Source organism: Bacteroides intestinalis (assembly GCF_003464595.1).
GTDB lineage: Bacteria > Bacteroidota > Bacteroidia > Bacteroidales > Bacteroidaceae > Bacteroides > Bacteroides intestinalis_A.
In genome coordinates, this window is the sequence record NZ_QRZF01000003.1 from 100,430 (window position 1) to 117,976 (window position 17,547).

Annotated in this window: 11 protein-coding genes; 3 read left to right on the forward strand and 8 right to left on the reverse strand. The window is 42.7% G+C overall.

The window, feature by feature from the left end; translation table 11 throughout:
- Positions 1–2: 2 nt before the first annotated feature.
- The 8 genes from DWW10_RS05255 to DWW10_RS05290 form a co-directional block, all read right to left on the reverse strand.
- Positions 3–3,308 carry a TonB-dependent receptor gene (locus tag DWW10_RS05255; RefSeq protein ID WP_118421461.1) on the reverse strand — a complete coding sequence of 1,102 codons (3,306 nt, stop codon included), beginning with the start codon at positions 3,306–3,308 and terminating at the stop codon, positions 3–5.
- A 151-nt stretch (positions 3,309–3,459) separates the two neighbouring features.
- Complete coding sequence (locus tag DWW10_RS05260; protein WP_118421462.1) at positions 3,460–4,404, reverse strand: FecR family protein; 945 nt, start codon at positions 4,402–4,404, stop codon at positions 3,460–3,462.
- Positions 4,405–4,519: 115 nt separating this feature from the next.
- The gene (locus DWW10_RS05265) at positions 4,520–5,101 is read right to left on the reverse strand and encodes an RNA polymerase sigma-70 factor (protein ID WP_022393369.1); all 582 of its coding nucleotides are present in this window, start codon (positions 5,099–5,101) and stop codon (positions 4,520–4,522) included.
- A 290-nt stretch (positions 5,102–5,391) separates the two neighbouring features.
- Positions 5,392–6,996, reverse strand: coding sequence for an NAD(P)/FAD-dependent oxidoreductase (locus tag DWW10_RS05270; RefSeq protein ID WP_022393370.1), 1,605 nt, complete (start codon positions 6,994–6,996; stop codon positions 5,392–5,394).
- Positions 6,993–7,679 (reverse strand): hypothetical protein, encoded by a 687-nt coding sequence (locus DWW10_RS05275; protein WP_118486999.1) that lies wholly within the window; start codon positions 7,677–7,679, stop codon positions 6,993–6,995. Before DWW10_RS05275 ends, DWW10_RS05270 begins: the two co-directional genes overlap by 4 nt.
- A complete protein-coding gene (locus DWW10_RS05280; RefSeq protein ID WP_118421464.1) occupies positions 7,676–9,232 on the reverse strand; it encodes a hypothetical protein in 1,557 nt (518 codons plus the stop codon). Before DWW10_RS05280 ends, DWW10_RS05275 begins: the two co-directional genes overlap by 4 nt.
- Before the next feature lie 30 nt (positions 9,233–9,262).
- The gene (gene radA, locus DWW10_RS05285; protein ID WP_022393373.1) at positions 9,263–10,630 is read right to left on the reverse strand and encodes a DNA repair protein RadA; all 1,368 of its coding nucleotides are present in this window, start codon (positions 10,628–10,630) and stop codon (positions 9,263–9,265) included.
- 112 nt (positions 10,631–10,742) lie between these two features.
- Complete coding sequence (locus DWW10_RS05290) at positions 10,743–11,783, reverse strand: asparaginase (RefSeq protein ID WP_118222940.1); 1,041 nt, start codon at positions 11,781–11,783, stop codon at positions 10,743–10,745.
- A 450-nt stretch (positions 11,784–12,233) separates the two neighbouring features.
- Between DWW10_RS05290 and thrA the strand changes: the two genes are divergently transcribed.
- The 3 genes from thrA to thrC are packed head-to-tail and all read left to right on the forward strand — an operon-like array spanning position 12,234 to position 17,270.
- Positions 12,234–14,666, forward strand: coding sequence for a bifunctional aspartate kinase/homoserine dehydrogenase I (thrA, locus tag DWW10_RS05300; RefSeq protein ID WP_118421465.1), 2,433 nt, complete (start codon positions 12,234–12,236; stop codon positions 14,664–14,666).
- A 4-nt stretch (positions 14,667–14,670) separates the two neighbouring features.
- Positions 14,671–15,966: a cofactor-independent phosphoglycerate mutase gene (locus DWW10_RS05305; RefSeq protein ID WP_118421553.1), complete on the forward strand. Its 1,296-nt coding sequence runs from the start codon at positions 14,671–14,673 to the stop codon at positions 15,964–15,966.
- 2 nt (positions 15,967–15,968) lie between these two features.
- Positions 15,969–17,270: a threonine synthase gene (thrC, locus tag DWW10_RS05310; protein WP_022393659.1), complete on the forward strand. Its 1,302-nt coding sequence runs from the start codon at positions 15,969–15,971 to the stop codon at positions 17,268–17,270.
- Positions 17,271–17,547: the final 277 nt, after the last annotated feature.

Sequence of the window (17,547 nt, forward strand, 5' to 3'; positions counted from 1 at the left end):
AATTAAAGTGTTATGTTTAAACCAAATGTGAAACTACGCATAACGGGGGTACTGAAATATCCGCCGTTCGTTTCAGGATCCCAGCCTTTCCAATTAGTGAAAGTGAGCAGATTCTTACCGTTAACATATAGATTAAGGTTCTGTAACCCGATAGTGCGTACCCACTTCTGAGGTAGATTATATCCCAACGTGACATCTTGTAATCGAATGAAACTACGGTCCTGATAGGCAGTGGGAGAAATGGCACCGGCATTGATGGAACGTGAATAAGTACCATCTGGATTGTTGGGTGACCAATAGTCTTTAGCTAGCTCGCTAATACGGTTCCAACGGCGACTATTGGCATCACCACGTACCAATGTTTCCGTATTCTTGCCTAAATAACCATGCTTTCCTCCTTGTACAGAGTTGATAAAGAAACTAAAGGTAAAGTCTTTCCAACGGAAAGTATTCAACAAACTGAAGCGATAGGCAGGGTCTTCCTTACCCAAAATGACACGATCGTCTACTGTAATCTTTCCTTCGCCCGTCACATCGCGAATCTTGTAGTTTCCTGGATTATAACCTGCCGGAATATCATCGTGCAGTTGGTAGATACCATCGATGATATATCCGTATATTGCCGATGTAGACTCGCCGATAAACAAATTGCTCGCTGTCAAGTCGTCTTCCCGACCGTCTCCGTCTTGGTCTCTACCAAGCAAAGAAAGAATTTTGTTGGAATTGGAAGATATGTTGAAAGTTGTACTCCACTCAAAGTCTTTCTGTACAAAGTTGCGAGAGGTCAAGGTCAGTTCCACACCCCGGTTCCGTATCTTTCCGATATTGGTACTGATAGATGAGAAGCCTGTCATAGAGGGAATAGTCATGTCATATAGCAGATCACGAGTAATAGTGCGATACGCTTCTAACGAACCGGTCAAACGGTTGTTGAAGAGATTGAAATCCAAGCCAAAGTTGAATCCTTCCGTCTTTTCCCATTTAAGGTCTGGATTTCCCATGGAATTCACTTTTTGTAAAATTTCTGTAGTACCTCCATCTCCAAACACATAACCGGAATTACTCTCCATACGTGCCAGCGATTTATAACGTGAAGTTTGGTTACCACTGATACCCCAACCGGCACGCAGTTTCAGTTGGTCTACCCAGGATAGTTTGAAGAATTTCTCTTCTGAAATAATCCATCCCACTGCTACTGAGGGGAAAATTGCAAATTTATTGTTTTCTGCAAATCCAGAAAAACCATCTCGGCGTGCAGTAGCCGTCAGTAGGTAGCGATCAAGATACTTGTAGTTGACACGTAGCATCTGATAAAGTAATGCCTCATCCCATGCTTCAGACTTTGTGAATTGTTCCTTTCCTAATTGCAGATTGTTATAACCCAATGTCATACGGGAGAAATTCTGTGCTTTTGCCTCTGTATAATTTTGCTTCCGTTCACTGGCACCGTAGAGGAAAGTGGCAGCTATATCATGTTTGCCAAAGGTGCCGGCATAATTTACTATATTGTCTACCGTATAATCATAATAGGAGGTATGCTGCTTATAAGCTTCACCCGTCAAGCTGGCACCATAGGGGTTGGCTTGGGAGTGTTCGTCTGTGCGGTAATTGTTACCATAATTCAGACGGTAGGTTAGTCCCTTAACTGGCAGTTTTATTTCTGCGTAAAAGTTGGCGAAGAAGTAGTTATGGCGTTCTTTGTCGTCCGTGAACAGGGCAGCAAGGGGTGTCAAGCCGATTCCTTGAAACGGATAAGGGATTAACTCGCCTTCCTTATCAAAGGCAGGTGTCAATGGATTGGAAGTGATAATATCCCATACTCCTGGCTGTGCTCCATCCTGATTAACGAAAGAGGCGAAAGTTTGCATGCCTAAATTCAACCATTTATAGGGTTTGGTATCCAGATTGATGCGGACACTATTTCGCTTGAAGTCATCATTCACCATAAAACCTTTCTGATTGGTGTTGGCGTAGGAAATCAGGTAAGAAACAGCCTCTGTACCTCCAGTGATACTCAGCTTGTTCTCAAAGATAGAAGCTGTCTGTGTTCCTTCATCCCACCAGTCCCAGTTGTAGACGGAAAGCCCGTCGGGTTGGGTGCTGTCCAGCATCGGAGCATCCACCATATAGTCTGCTACACGAAAATCGGGATTAGGCGTGGTGTAATCAGGACCTGTGTAGGCTTTATCATACCAATAATCTTTAGTGAATTCGATAAACTCCTCGCGGTTCATCGGACGGAGATTCTTGGTAGGATTAGACGTTGTATAAGCTGTGGAGAAGTTGATGCGAGTCTGCCCCACCTTGCCTTTCTTAGTAGTTATGAGCAATACACCATTGGCAGCCTGCGCACCATAAACTGCGGTTGCGCTGGCATCTTTCAGAACGTCAATCGAAGCAATATCATTCGGATTGATAGAGGAGAGGGAACTGGTGTAGATAATGCCATCTAAAATAATCAGCACATCTTTGTTGCCGGAAAGCGTGTTGGTACCGCGAATTGAAATGGAGGGCGTAGCACCGGCTGAAGTAACTTGTCCCACATTTAAGCCTGGTACTGTACCTTGTAACGATTGAACCACATTGGTATTGGGAGATTTCTCAAAATCTTTCAGGTTAGCACTGACTACAGCACCGGTCAGATCTGATTTTTTCATACTACCATAACCTACCACAACTACTTCATCCAGCATTTTGGAGTCTTCTTTCAGAGTGATATATAATTCTTTTTTGTTTCCTACATTCGTTTCTTGAGAAATATATCCGATATAAGTAATTTGTAAAACGGCATTTACTGGGGCATTTAATACAAAACGCCCATCTATATCTGTAATTGTACCTATTGATTGACCTTTTACTGTTACATTGGCTCCGATAATTGGTTCACCATTTGCATCTTTTACGATCCCTGTTGTTTTGTTTTCTTGTTGTGTTATTTCTTCTTTTTCTCTTTTGCTCATCAGCATGATATTTTTGCCTTCCATAGCATAATAAATATCAGTACCTGCGAATACTTTATTCAGAACTTCCGCTACTGATTTTTTCTTTGCATTTACTTTTACAGTGCGTTTCAGATTCACTTCATTTACATTGTATACAAACAGGTAATCTGTCTGCTTTTCAATTTCATTGATAACTTTGCCTGCTGAAATGTTATCTGCCATAATTGTCACTTTCATCACCTGGGAATAAGATTCCGTGGCAAAAGCCGTCCCGGCAAATATGAACAGGGCTAGGGCTGTGATTCTCATAATATGGAATAAATGTTTAATTTCTACAATAGATTCCTGATACAAAATATTTTTCATATATTTGCATTACTAATTTTAGGTTTTTACTTAAGATTGTTAGAAAAAACTGTCAATGCGTAATTGACTATCCATGGGATGGTGTTGCAGCACTGTCCCATTTCTTTTTTATTCGAATGTGTTACTTCATAGGCAAAACAATTTTAAAAGATTAATTAATAGTGATTACATTTTTCTCGTCATCCTTTTTGTAGGTGAATTTATTATTCAGTCTGAGAACTCTTAGTACATGTTCTATCCCATCTCTCGTCCTAAATTTACCTGTATAACGATTGTCTAATATTTTTGTATTGTTTACAATAATATTCACCCCATAATATAACTTTAGCTTTTCCAGCATGTCTTTGACAGATACGTTATTGAAGCAAATTAAGCCTTCACGCCACAAAAAGTGATCAGGTTCTTTAATTTGTCTTTTTATCAGTTTGTTTCCTTTTAGACTTGCCATTGTATTGGGTTCCAGTTTCATCCTGTTCAGTGTAGTACCGGGACTTAAGATTTCTACCGCTCCTTCCAGTAAGGCCGTTTCCCATATGCTATCCGTTGCGTAGGCCATGACATTGAATTCCGTACCCAATACTTTGACATTACATTTATTTGTTTCTACAATAAAAGGCTGTTTGGCATTTTTAGTTACTGCAAAGTAACCTTCACCATCCAGCTTTACATTCCGGATATCACCAGTAAAATGTCCCGGAAAGGTTAACGTACTTAGCGAATTCAGCCATACTTTAGTGCCGTCTGCCAACATTAGTTCGGCTCGTTGTCCGGCAGGTACATGTATGGATTGTAGTGATTCATTTTGTTCTGTCTGGTGTTTTTCGGACCAATAGTGTGTACCTAGCAGAATCACTGCGAATATTGCCGCAATTTTTGCAGTCTCTATCCAAAGTGTACGCAATGTAAAGTTCTTTTTTAATTGCTTATTTTCTGTTTTTACAGGTTCTGTGCGCCATAGGGCAATATCATGTAGCTTGCGCTGTGCCATATATTCGCGCATGTTTTCCGGACTTTCTTGCATCCACTCGGTAACACGTTGTTTTTCGGTTTCAGTGGCATTGCCGGATATATATTTTTGAAGTAATTCGGAATTCATTCTTTATTGTGTTTTATATAGTAACGACTAAAGTGAAAACAACCCTAAAAGAAAATTGGAAAAAATGAAAAAAAAAGATTTCTGCTCTCAAAAAGGTAGAGATACATGGCTGAATTTAATAATAGAAGAAGAAATAAAATAGAGGAAGATAATCTTTTAAGGTTATCCGTAATGCCTTTAATGCTTTTGATATATGATATTCTACTCCTTTTATGGAAATTCCCATCTGTTCGGCAATCTCTTTATTGGACTTGTTTTCGAATCGGCTTAGTAGAAATATCCGTCGGGTTTGTTCAGGGAGTAATTTTAATGTTTCCCGGATGATACTTTCTACTTCATCCGAGAATATTTCATTGGGATCGCATGACTCTAAAGTTGAAATACGAATAGAAAGTTCCTGTTGATGCCAATCGGCCATAGATTCAAAAGCCGTGCGTTTGACTTCTTCGTGCTTCAGATAGTCCAAAGCTTTATTCTTTAATATGGTAAGTAGGAGCGGCTCTATATAATCTATTTTCTCTGTTTTTAATTTTTCCCATAATTTAATCAACGACTCGGAAGCAATATCTTCTGCTGCCAAATCATCATGAACATATGATTTGGCAAAGAAGAATGACTTCTTGTAATAAGAAGTGTATATCTCATTAAAAGAATTTACGATAGCATTGCTCATTGGTATGTCAGTTGTGCTTCTCATTATGTACATTAAAAAGGTATAGCAAAGTTAGCAATAAACATCCATATAACTTTATGCACTGTTGGAAAATCATTTGCTTTGATAATGATATTTTGTTAATGTGTTAGTTATCAATGAGATGTGTTTACCGACAAGTTACCCCTTTATGTAAAAGCATTTACCGCCGGATGTAACGACCTTTACCCCTTATTGTAACGCTCTTTACCTCGGCATGTAACGGCTTTTACTCCGGCATGTAAATGAAGTTACCATTTGGGGTAAACGATGTTACTGTGAAAGGAAAACAATTGTTATAACTTGAAGTAGTTAGCTACTGCTTCTGCACATCGTTCCCCATCAATGCCGGCAGAAACAATGCCACCTGCATATCCTGCTCCTTCTCCGCATGGAAACAATCCTTTGATTCTTACATGCTGCAATGTTTCCCTGTCTCTTATAATACGTACAGGTGCAGAGGTTCGTGTTTCCACACCAATCATTACCGCTTCATTAGTCAGGAAGCCACGACTGTATTGTCCGAACTGCTGGAATCCTTTGCTGAGCCGTTCTGTAATGAACGATGGCATCCAGAAGTGTAGGGGAGAAGATATTAATCCCGGAGCGTAGGAACTTTCCGGTAAGTCATAACTCAGCTTCTTGCGTGTAAAATCCAACATTCGTTGTGCAGGAGCTGTCTGACGCATATTGCCTTGTTGCCAACAATTATATTCTAATGCCTCTTGGAAATACATCATATTGAGTTGGGGATAGGCAACACTATCATCCTGTGTAGCTGTTCTTCCATTTTCTATCTTCAATCCTTCGTTCTCCAAATCTTCCGGCCTCAATTCAACTACCATCCCTGAGTTGCTCCAACGCGATCCACGGTTACTGGGACTCATTCCGTTGACTACAATCTGTTGCGGACCACTGGCGGCGGGTACAATAAAACCACCCGGGCACATACAGAAACTGTATACTCCTCGTCCATCTACCTGATTTACAAAGCTGTATTCGGCGGCAGGCAGATACTTTCCCCGTCCGTTTCTGTTATGATATTGTATCTGGTCGATCAATTCCGAAGGATGTTCCAAACGTACACCGACTGCAATACCTTTAGCTTCAATCTCTACTTGATTGGCAGCCAACCAACGGTACACATCCCGTGCCGAATGCCCTGTTGCCAGGATCACCGGACCCAGAATCGTTTGTCCTGTATGGGTTTCGATACCTTTTATCTCATCTCCTTCGATAATTAAAGCCTCCATGCGCGTCTCAAAGTGCACTTCTCCGCCACATTCGAGAATCGTATTCCGCATATTCTCTATTACACGTGGTAGTTTATCCGTTCCAATATGCGGATGTGCGTCTACTAATATAGCTGTAGAAGCACCATGCTGACAGAATACGTTTAATATCTTATCTACATTTCCACGTTTCTTGCTGCGGGTATAGAGTTTCCCGTCCGAATAAGCACCTGCGCCTCCCTCACCGAAACTATAATTAGATTCCGGATTCACTGTGTGCTCCCGGCTGATCTGAGCCAGGTCTTTCTTCCGGTCACGTACATTTTTTCCGCGCTCTACGATGATGGGGCGAAGTCCCAGTTCTATCAGTCTCAGCGCGGCGAACAGTCCACCGGGACCTGCACCCACGACGATGACCTGTGGCTTTCCTTCTACATTCTTATATATAGTAGGTTGATATTCATTATCTTTGGGCATTTCATTCAGATATACCCGTACATTCAAATTGACGAAAATAGTCCGTTGCCGGGCGTCAATACTGCGTTTCAGGATTCGTGTTGCGTTGATGTCCCGTACATTCAATCCTTTTTCCTGTACGAGGTACTCCTTCAATCGTTGCTCATTGGCGGCTACTTCGGGCAGCACGCGTAGTTGGTATTCTTGTATCATTTCATTTTAAAATAAGTGACAATGCCTGCGCTGACACGTAGTCCGCTCCAGTTTGCGTCATAAGAACTCTTTTGTTTTCTATCTCCTTTCAGGTGCAAATTACCGACGGGGTCCCATTCGTAACCGACGCTTGCGATAATGGCTGCAAAGGTAGTGATTTTATAGCGCACTCCTATGGCAGGTTGAAAGAAGACATTGACACCGGTCAAAGTTACATTTTCTTCCTGTACTTGTGAGTCTACACGTACGTATTCTTCCATCTTGCAAGTATTGAAAACGAGCCCTGTGGACAATTCAAAGAATGGACTGAATCTTTCTTTCAGGAGGTGGAACCGGTAGAATGCTCCCAACTGGTTACCACTGTTCTTTACTTTTAGCCTGTATTCTCCGGTAGCATCGGCCAGATGATTCTGTCCGCTTGTATTCTGGTGGCTGAAAGTGATACCTACCTGATGCTGCTGTATCTGTACACCAGCCCGAAAGTTATGTGTAAAGTTCCCCGGAAACTTATCGGTGGTTTTTACTCCTTTCAGGCTACTGCCGGCTGCATTACTCAGAAAATCTTTCATCTCGGACATATTGTATAACCCATACCCGATATTATATTCCAGTGTAAATTCCTGTGCTTGCATGCTGGTTATTCCCAGTAACATGCAAGCTAATGCTATTATAATCTTTTTCATGGTTTCTTTAGATAAGGTTCTACGTTTATGGCTGCTCCTGCCCAACAAGTCAGAATATTGTTTGCCAGATATGGACTGGTATCTTCACTTCTCATCCGGAACAGTTCATCTCCATTCTCGTTCGTAATGAGAGCATAATAAGAATTTCTGAACAAGTAGTTTCCGGTTACCGGATCAATGTTGCAGAAAGCGTATTCTTTCCCTTTTGAAATGGTACGAACAATCTCTCCACTTAGGCAATTAAGGATAGAAACCTTGTTGTTCTCAGTGCTTACTATAATAAGTTCATGTGGGTGGGTTGGGTGAAAAAAGTAGTTGCTGTAACCTTGTGGGTAGAAAATGGTTTTTCCTTTTTCAAAATTCTTCAAAGGGGTAAGGTAGAAGCCGTAATGTTGCACAGGCTCGCACAGGTAGTTCTCGCTTATCTGATAATACCAGGTTGCCGCAGAGTGTTCTTCTGGGAAATTGGTTTCCGGCAGAAATATACTTTTCTCAAGTTGTCCGTTATCTGTATTATAAATATAGACCTTGGAGAGGTAATTATAGTATAGCACTAATTTATGATCTGATGTAAATAGTATATCTTTGGGTGCATAAGGCACTTCAGGATAGTTTATTGTGGTAATAAGTTTTAATTCTTTTCCGGAGAAGATACATATTTGGTCAGAATAATCCACCGCTATCTTGTCTGAATTGGGTGCTGCGGCAATAGGGGTTCCATTGCCTTTGCCATTTTTATATTCACTGATTGTGGTAAGTGAAGGAATAGCATAAGAAGTCACCTCATTGTATGAACTGGCATACAGCGTATTAGAGTATGAGTTATATAGACTTTTCATCTGGTTTCCTTTTAATGAGACGCCAGGTCCCAAATACGTGTATCCTCCCGTTATGGAATGGAAAGGTTCATTACCGGCTTCATCTACTATCCGTACTTCTATATAGTTCTGTTTACCAAAGCTGGGAGTTGGCAAAGTGATACTGGTTTTTTTAGTCTTTGCAACTACAACCTCTCCTTTGTCTATAACTTTAAAGTAAAAGTTATCCAAGTTGAATGTCCAATGAATGATAACATTTTCCAAAGAACTTTCTTCGGGAATCTGATAAACTGTTAATTTTGGAGTGGTGAAGCGTGCCGGCCAACTCATTTCGCCCATATATGTTTGTCCTCCATAGGCTTGATCACGTATGCTTTCGCCTTGCTTCAGTGATTTTGTGGTAATCTCGCATTTCACCTGATTGTTTCCCGTCAAGTTATTATTGTAGACATCAAAACTGCCTTGTGGACTGTTCGTTTCGCAGACCAGATTATTACCAATGTAAAAAGAGGCAGAGATTAGCCGGGATTCCGGTGTGTTTATCTGAAATCCTACTTTAAAGCCTTCTATTAATAGAAGTTCTCCGCTGCTGTTTTGCTCTGCGTCCAGCTTTATTTCTATAGGGGTTTCCAGTGGCAACGGTTCCGTTTCCACGTAGTTGTCGTGCAATGTTACCTCGCAGCCGCAGAGCGACAGCAGGATTAAAAGTGATAGATAATGTAATTGTCTTTTCATAGTAGTATTATTGATTGTTTCTATTTCTCTTTATCCGAATAGTGCTCTGAATGCTTCCTCTACCTTTCTTACCGGTATTAGTTCTATCTTGAGTTTCTTCGTATCAATTCCTTGTAAATTGTATTTCGGCAGTACAAACCGTCTGAATCCCAGCTTCTCCGCCTCACCGATTCTTTGCTCAATTCGGTTCACCGGACGGATTTCGCCGGACAAACCTATTTCCCCCGCCATGCAGACTTCCGGTTCGATAGCCGTATCCATATTGCTGGACAGTATGGCACTGATGACAGCTAGGTCTATCGCCGGATCATTCACTTTCAATCCTCCGGCAATATTAAGGAACACATCCTTCTGAGCCAGTTTGAAGCCTACCCGTTTTTCCAGTACTGCCAATAACATATTCATTCTTCGGATATCAAATCCCGTGGCCGAACGTTGCGGATTACCATATACCGCACTGCTCACCAATGCCTGAGTTTCAATCAGGAACGGACGTATTCCCTCTATGGCTGAGGCTATGGCTATACCGCTCATACCTTCGTGATCCTGGCTTAACAATAACTCCGACGGATTGCTGACTTGGCGTAAACCATCCTGTCGCATTTCATAAATACCCAGTTCAGCCGTGCTGCCAAAACGATTCTTGATACTACGCAGGATGCGATACATATAATGCTGATCACCTTCAAACTGCAACACCGTGTCTACGATATGTTCCAGGACTTTTGGTCCGGCAATGCTGCCTTCCTTATTAATATGTCCGATGAGCAATACCGGTGTATGTGTTTCTTTGGCAAAGCGCAGGATGCTTGCTGAGCATTCGCGTACTTGTGCAATGCTTCCAGGCGATGATTCAATGCTCTCTGTAGAAATGGTCTGTATAGAGTCAATGATTACCAGTTCCGGACGGGTGTTCTTGATATGTACGAATATCTGCTCTAATGATGTTTCGCAAACAATAAGGCAATCGCTGGAATTGTGCGATAACCGGTCGGCACGCAATTTTAATTGGCGGGCACTTTCTTCACCCGATACATAGAGAACGCGCTTTTCGGGTATATGGAGCACAGTTTGTAGCACCAAAGTTGATTTACCGATTCCCGGTTCACCGCCAATCAGTACCAGGGAGCCCGGAACCAATCCACCTCCCAATACCCGGTTCAGTTCTTCATCGTGCAGGTCGATACGTGGTTCGTCATCCGCCTCTATTTCACTAAGAACAATAGGTTTTGGCTTTTCTGTTTCTATTCCGGAGACCGGGCGTTTATTGACGACTTCCTTTCGTATCACTTCTTCCACATATGTGTTCCATTCTCCGCACGACGGACATTTGCCTACCCATTTCGGGGAGTCTTGTCCGCAGTTACTGCACACATAAACCGTTTTTTCTTTTGCCATAAGGGAATTTACTTGCTGAATGATTGGTCAAAGATACAAATTTAGCTGTTTATTTATCTGATTCAGGGATTATTTATTCGGATGGTATATATAGGTTTGCAAGAATTTTCTTTTAGATAGTCGTAATTTCTCCTGCCATCGGAGTACGCATTCTTTTTCGTACCTCATCAGGCGTATAACCGTGGCCCAGTAGAAACATCAGTTTAGTTACGGCAGACTCCGTTGTACTGTCATATCCGCAAACTACTCCCGCCTGCATTAGCTGATAGCCCGTTTCATAACGTTCCATCTCTACGGTTCCGGCACTGCACTGGGTGACGTTGACGATGACTATCCCTTGCTCGCAAGCATTCCGCAAGCGGCGTATGAACCACTCTTTGCGGGGAGCATTTCCCGAACCGTAAGTTTCGAGCACGACAGCCTTCAATCCCTCAATGCCCAGTATACTCGATACTACATTCTCCTGAATACCCGGAAAGAGTTTTAGGACAGCGACATTGGTATCTAATAGATAATGTGGCTTCAGTTCCCGTTCAACTTCCTTAAAGCGGATTTGCACATTATTATATTTAATATGAATACCTGCTTCTGCCAATACGGGATAGTTGAATGAACGGAATGCATTGAAGTTCTCTGCGTTCATCTTGATGGTACGATTGCCGCGCATCAGGTGATTCTCAAAAAAGATGCAGACTTCGGGTACAAGCGGATTACCTTTTGCATCACGTGCACTGGCTATTTCAAGACTGGTAAGAAGGTTTTCTTTTCCGTCCGTGCGGAGTACTCCGATAGGGAGTTGTGAGCCGGTGAGGATGACAGGTTTGCTCAATCCTTCCAACATAAAGCTAAGGGCAGATGCGGTATATGCCATCGTATCCGTGCCGTGCAGAATTACAAAGCCTGTGTATCTATCGTAATGGTCACTAATGATATGTACCAGTTTGCGCCAGGCTTCCGGGTCCATATCCGAAGAGTCCATCGGAGGATCGAACTGGTAAGTATCGATATGGAATGTGAAATTTTGCAGCTCCGGTACGTGCTTTTTCAGCTGCTCGAGATTAAAATTCTCTAAAGCACCCGTTTCGGGGTTTTCTATCATTCCGATGGTTCCACCGGTATAGATTAGCAAAATGGAAGTTATATTTGGACTCATATGCATTCTCTTACGATAATTTAGTGCAAATATAATGATATATCTTGGATTTAATATCAAAATGTTATAAAACTATGCCGCTGGTAACGGAATATTGTATGGTTATGTGTGAAAATGACACTTCGCTCTTTTGCATATTTCTGCCTCTTTTGAGGCCTTTCTATATTTTTATTACAAAAAAACCACAAAATGTGATAGATTGAATGTTTTTATTATTACTTTTGCGACACTTATCAATAATGAAAGAAACAGAGAGTATGAACAAGTACTATCAACATACAGTCACATCCATGTGCATGACCATGACCCTTAGGGGTTAATGGATAGTATTTGTGTTTCTACGTGTTACACTATTTTTCAGCAGTTTTTCTTATTTAATTCAAGTCAATACAGGCATATACGTCCTGTTTCCGACACATTGTATCAACCTTATCAATAGTAATAAAGGATATGAAAGTAATAAAATTCGGCGGAACGTCCGTAGGTTCCGCGAACAGTATTTTGAGCGTAAAGAGAATTGTAGAAGCAGTAGAAGAACCGGTAATTGTGGTGGTTTCCGCACTGGGGGGCATCACAGACAAGCTGATAAACACGTCGAAAATGGCGGCTGCCGGTGATGCTGCTTACGAAAATGAGTTCCGCGAAATTGTTTACCGCCATGTGGAAATGATTAAAGAAGTGATTCCCGCAGGTGAGGGGCAAGTGGAACTGCAACGCCAGATTGGTGAATTGCTCAATGAACTGAAAGATATTTTCCAGGGTATTTATCTGATAAAGGACCTTTCGCAAAAAACTTCCGATACGATTGTTAGCTATGGCGAGCGTTTATCGTCCATTATCGTTGCAGAGTTGACGGGAGCCGAATGGTTTGATTCACGCAAGTTTATCAAAACAGAAAAGAAGCACTCCAAGTATGTATTGGATACCGAGTTGACGAATGAATTGATTCGTAAAACATTCAGTACTTTGCCGAAGCGTGCGCTGGTACCGGGCTTCATCTCTACTGATAAGGTGACGGGAGATGTTACGAACCTGGGTCGTGGTGGTTCCGATTATACAGCTTCGGTTATTGCGGCGGCATTGGATGCCGACCAATTGGAAATCTGGACGGATGTGGATGGTTTCATGACTGCAGATCCGCGTGTGATTTCTACCGCTTATACCATTAACGAACTGAGTTATGTAGAGGCAACGGAGCTTTGTAACTTCGGTGCCAAGGTAGTATATCCACCGACTATTTATCCGGTTTGCCACAAGAATATTCCTATTTTAATAAAGAATACATTCAATCCCGAAGGAAAGGGAACGATTATCAGACAGGAAGTATCTGATCCGCGTACGAAAGCGATTAAGGGTATTTCTTCTATCAATGATACCAGTCTGATTACTGTGCAGGGTTTGGGTATGGTAGGTGTGATTGGTGTGAACTACCGCATCTTTAAGGCACTGGCAAAGAATGGTATCAGTGTGTTCCTTGTATCTCAGGCATCTTCGGAGAACTCTACGTCTATCGGTGTGCGTAATGCGGATGCTGACCTGGCATGTGAAGTGCTGAACGAGGAGTTTGCCAAAGAGATTGAAATGGGTGAGATTTCTCCGATACAGGCGGAGAAGAACCTGGCTACGGTAGCTATTGTAGGTGAAAATATGAAGCATACGCCGGGTATTGCCGGAAAGCTGTTCGGTACGTTGGGACGTAACGGTATCAATGTGATAGCTTGTGCTCAGGGTGCCTCGGAAACAAATATTTCATTTGTAGTGGATTCCAAATCATTGCGTAAATCATTGAACGTTATCCACGATTCATTCTTCCTGTCGGAATACCAGGTACTGAACCTCTTTATTTGCGGTATCGGTACGGTAGGCGGTAGCCTGGTGGAACAAATCCGCTGCCAACAGCAGAAGCTGATGATGGAGAATGGATTGAAGCTACATATTGTGGGTATCGCTGATGCTGACCGGGCTATGTTTAGCCGTGAAGGCTTCGATCTGACAGATTTCCGTGCAGAACTGGCAGAGAAGGGCAAACCGAGCACGCTGGAAACTTTACGTGACGAGATTATCGGCATGAATATCTTCAACTCGGTATTTGTAGACTGTACGGCAAGTGCGGCAGTTGCTTCCTTGTACAAAGATTTGTTGTTGCACAACGTTTCTGTAGTGGCTGCCAATAAGATTGCCGCTTCTTCGGAATATGAGAACTACCGTGAACTGAAACAGATTGCCCGTCAGCGTGGTGTGAAGTACCTCTTTGAAACGAATGTAGGTGCGGGACTTCCGATTATCAATACGATCAATGACCTTATCCATAGCGGTGACAAGATATTGAAGATTGAAGCTGTACTGAGTGGTACACTGAATTATATCTTTAATAAGATCAGTGCGGATATTCCTTTCAGCAAGACCATTAAGATGGCGCAGGAAGAGCGTTACTCTGAACCGGACCCGCGTATCGACCTAAGTGGCAAGGACGTTATCCGTAAACTGGTGATCCTGGCACGTGAAGCCGGTTACAGACTGGAACAGTCGGATGTAGAAAAGAACCTGTTCGTGCCCGATGATTTCTTTGAAGGTTCGCTGGATGATTTCTGGAAGAAAGTGCCGAGTCTGGATGCGGACTTCGAAGCCCGTCGCAAGGTACTGGAAGCAGAGAACAAGCACTGGCGTTTTGTTGCTAAACTGGAGAATGGCAAAGCATCAGTCGGCCTGCAGGAAGTGGGTGTAAATCATCCGTTCTATGGTCTGGAAGGTAGTAACAATATTATTCTGCTGACTACAGAACGTTATAAAGAATATCCGATGATGATACAAGGATACGGTGCCGGTGCCGGAGTAACGGCGGCAGGTGTATTTGCGGATATCATGAGTATTGCAAATGTTTAATAAAATGAAACATATAATCATATTAGGCGATGGAATGGCGGATTGGCCTGTGGAGTCATTGGGCGGTAAGACGCTGATGCAATATGCCAAGACGCCTTATATGGATAAACTGGCGAGCATGGGGCGTACGGGACGGTTGAAGACTGTTGCCGATGGTTTCCATCCCGGTAGTGAAGTAGCGAATATGTCCGTTCTAGGCTATGACCTGCCGAAAGTTTATGAAGGACGAGGACCTCTGGAAGCTGCCAGCATCGGTGTAGATTTGAAACCGGGCGAGATGGCAATGCGTTGTAACATCATTTGCATTGAAGGCGATCATATTAAAAACCATTCTGCCGGACACATCACAACGGAAGAAGCCGATGTATTGGTGAAGTACTTGCAGGAACATCTGGGCAATGAGCGGGTGTGTTTCTATACAGGCGTGCAATATCGTCATTTATTGGTGATCAAAGGCGGAGATAAGCGTATTGATTGTACGCCACCGCACGATGTGCCCTTGAAACCTTTCCGCCCGTTACTGGTGAAACCGGATTCAGTTGACAAGGTTTCAGTTGACGAGGTAACAAGGAAGAGTGACTCCCTTGTCAACTTGTCAACTGAAGCCTCGTTCCCTTCTCCTCTGTCCCCTGAACAAACCGCTGATTTGATTAATGACCTTATCCTGCGTTCGCAGGAGCTCTTGAAAAATCATCCGTTGAATCAGAAGCGGATGGCGGAAGGGAAAGACCCGGCTAACAGTATTTGGCCTTGGAGTCCCGGCTATCGTCCTAAAATGGAACGTTTGTCTGATAAGTTCCCACAAGTGAAACGGGGGGCAGTGATTTCTGCTGTAGATCTGATCAATGGTATCGGATATTATGCGGACTTGCGTCGCCTGACAGTGGAAGGTGCAACGGGTCTGTATGATACCAATTATGAAAATAAAGTGGCTGCCGCACTGGAAGCCCTGAAGACGGATGATTTCGTCTATCTACATATCGAGGCCAGCGATGAGGCCGGACATGAAGGGAATGTGGATTTAAAACTTCTGACGATTGAGAATCTGGATAGTCGTGCTGTAGGTCCTATATATGAAGCCGTGAAAGATTGGGAAGAACCGGTAGCTATTGCCGTATTGCCCGATCATCCTACTCCATGTGAGCTCCGTACACATACCAATGAACCGATCCCTTTCCTCATCTGGTATCCGGGTATCGAACCGGATAGTGTACAGACCTTTGATGAAGCGTCTGTTTGCGAAGGTAGTTACGGATTATTGAAGGAAGATGAGTTTATTAATGAATTTATGAAAAGCTGATTATGAAATATTACAGTACCAACAAACAAGCTCCCGATGCCAGCCTGGAAGAAGCCGTAGTGAAGGGACTTGCTGCCGACAAAGGACTTTTCATGCCATATAGTATTAAACCTTTGCCGCAAGATTTTTATGATAGTATCGATACTCTTTCTTTTCAGGAGATTGCCTATCGCGTAGCCGATGCTTTCTTTGGGGAAGATGTACCTGCCGAAACATTGAAACAAATCGTTTACGATACATTGAATTTTGATGTTCCTTTGGTGAAGGTGACGGAAGATATTTATTCACTCGAACTTTTCCATGGCCCGACGCTTGCTTTCAAAGATGTGGGTGGACGTTTCATGGCCCGTCTTTTAGGATACTTCATCAGAAAAGAAGGTAAGAAACAAGTCAATGTGTTGGTTGCCACCTCTGGTGATACGGGAAGTGCGGTAGCTAATGGTTTCCTCGGTGTGGAGGGTATTCATGTATATGTGCTTTATCCCAAAGGGAAAGTCAGCGAAATACAGGAGAAACAATTTACGACTCTCGGACAGAATATCACAGCCCTTGAGATAGACGGTACATTCGATGATTGCCAAGCGTTGGTGAAGTCTGCTTTTATGGATAAGGAACTGAATGAGCATTTGCAACTTACCAGTGCCAATTCCATTAATGTAGCACGCTTCTTACCGCAGGCTTTCTATTACTTCTATGCTTATGCTCAACTGAAGAAGTTAGGCAAGGCGAACGATGCCGTTATCTGTGTTCCGAGCGGTAACTTTGGAAATATCACTGCCGGATTGTTTGGCAAACGTATGGGATTGCCTGTGAAGCGTTTCATTGCTGCCAATAACCGTAACGATATTTTCTATCAATATTTGCAGACTGGCGTTTATACTCCACGTCCTTCTATCGCTACCATTGCCAATGCTATGGATGTGGGCGATCCGAGTAACTTTGCACGTGTGCTCGATCTTTATGGTGGTAGTCATGCGGCCATTTCTGCTGAAATCAGTGGTACTACTTATACTAATGAACAGATTGCCGAAACGATGCGTGAGACGTGGAAGGAATGTCATTACCTGCTTGATCCGCATGGTGCCTGTGGTTTCCGTGCTCTGAAAGAAGGATTGAAACCAGGTGAAACTGGTGTTTTCCTGGAGACGGCGCATCCGGCAAAATTCCTCGAAACCGTGGAAGGTATTATTGGTGAAACCGTAGAGATTCCTGCGAAACTGAAAGCTTTTATGCAAGGTGAAAAGCAAAGTCTGTCGATGACAAAGGAATTTGCTGATTTTAAAAGTTATCTATTGTCGCTATAAGGAGCGGAATTTCTTTAAGCGGAAAGAAATAAAGACCCGAAAGCTTGACTTTGGTGTTTCAATATAGTATATTTGTAACCGTAATTTTAACTCAGATTCAAGTTTAAATTAGCATAAGAGGAGGGGCATTGCTTCTCCTCTCTTTTTTTATCCCATCTGAAATGCCACATTTGATCTTCCCGAATGCCACATCTTAATGACTGAAATGTCACACTCTAACAGGCAAATAGTGTGGCATTTACCCGGTTAGAATGTGGCATTTGCCTTATTCAACTGT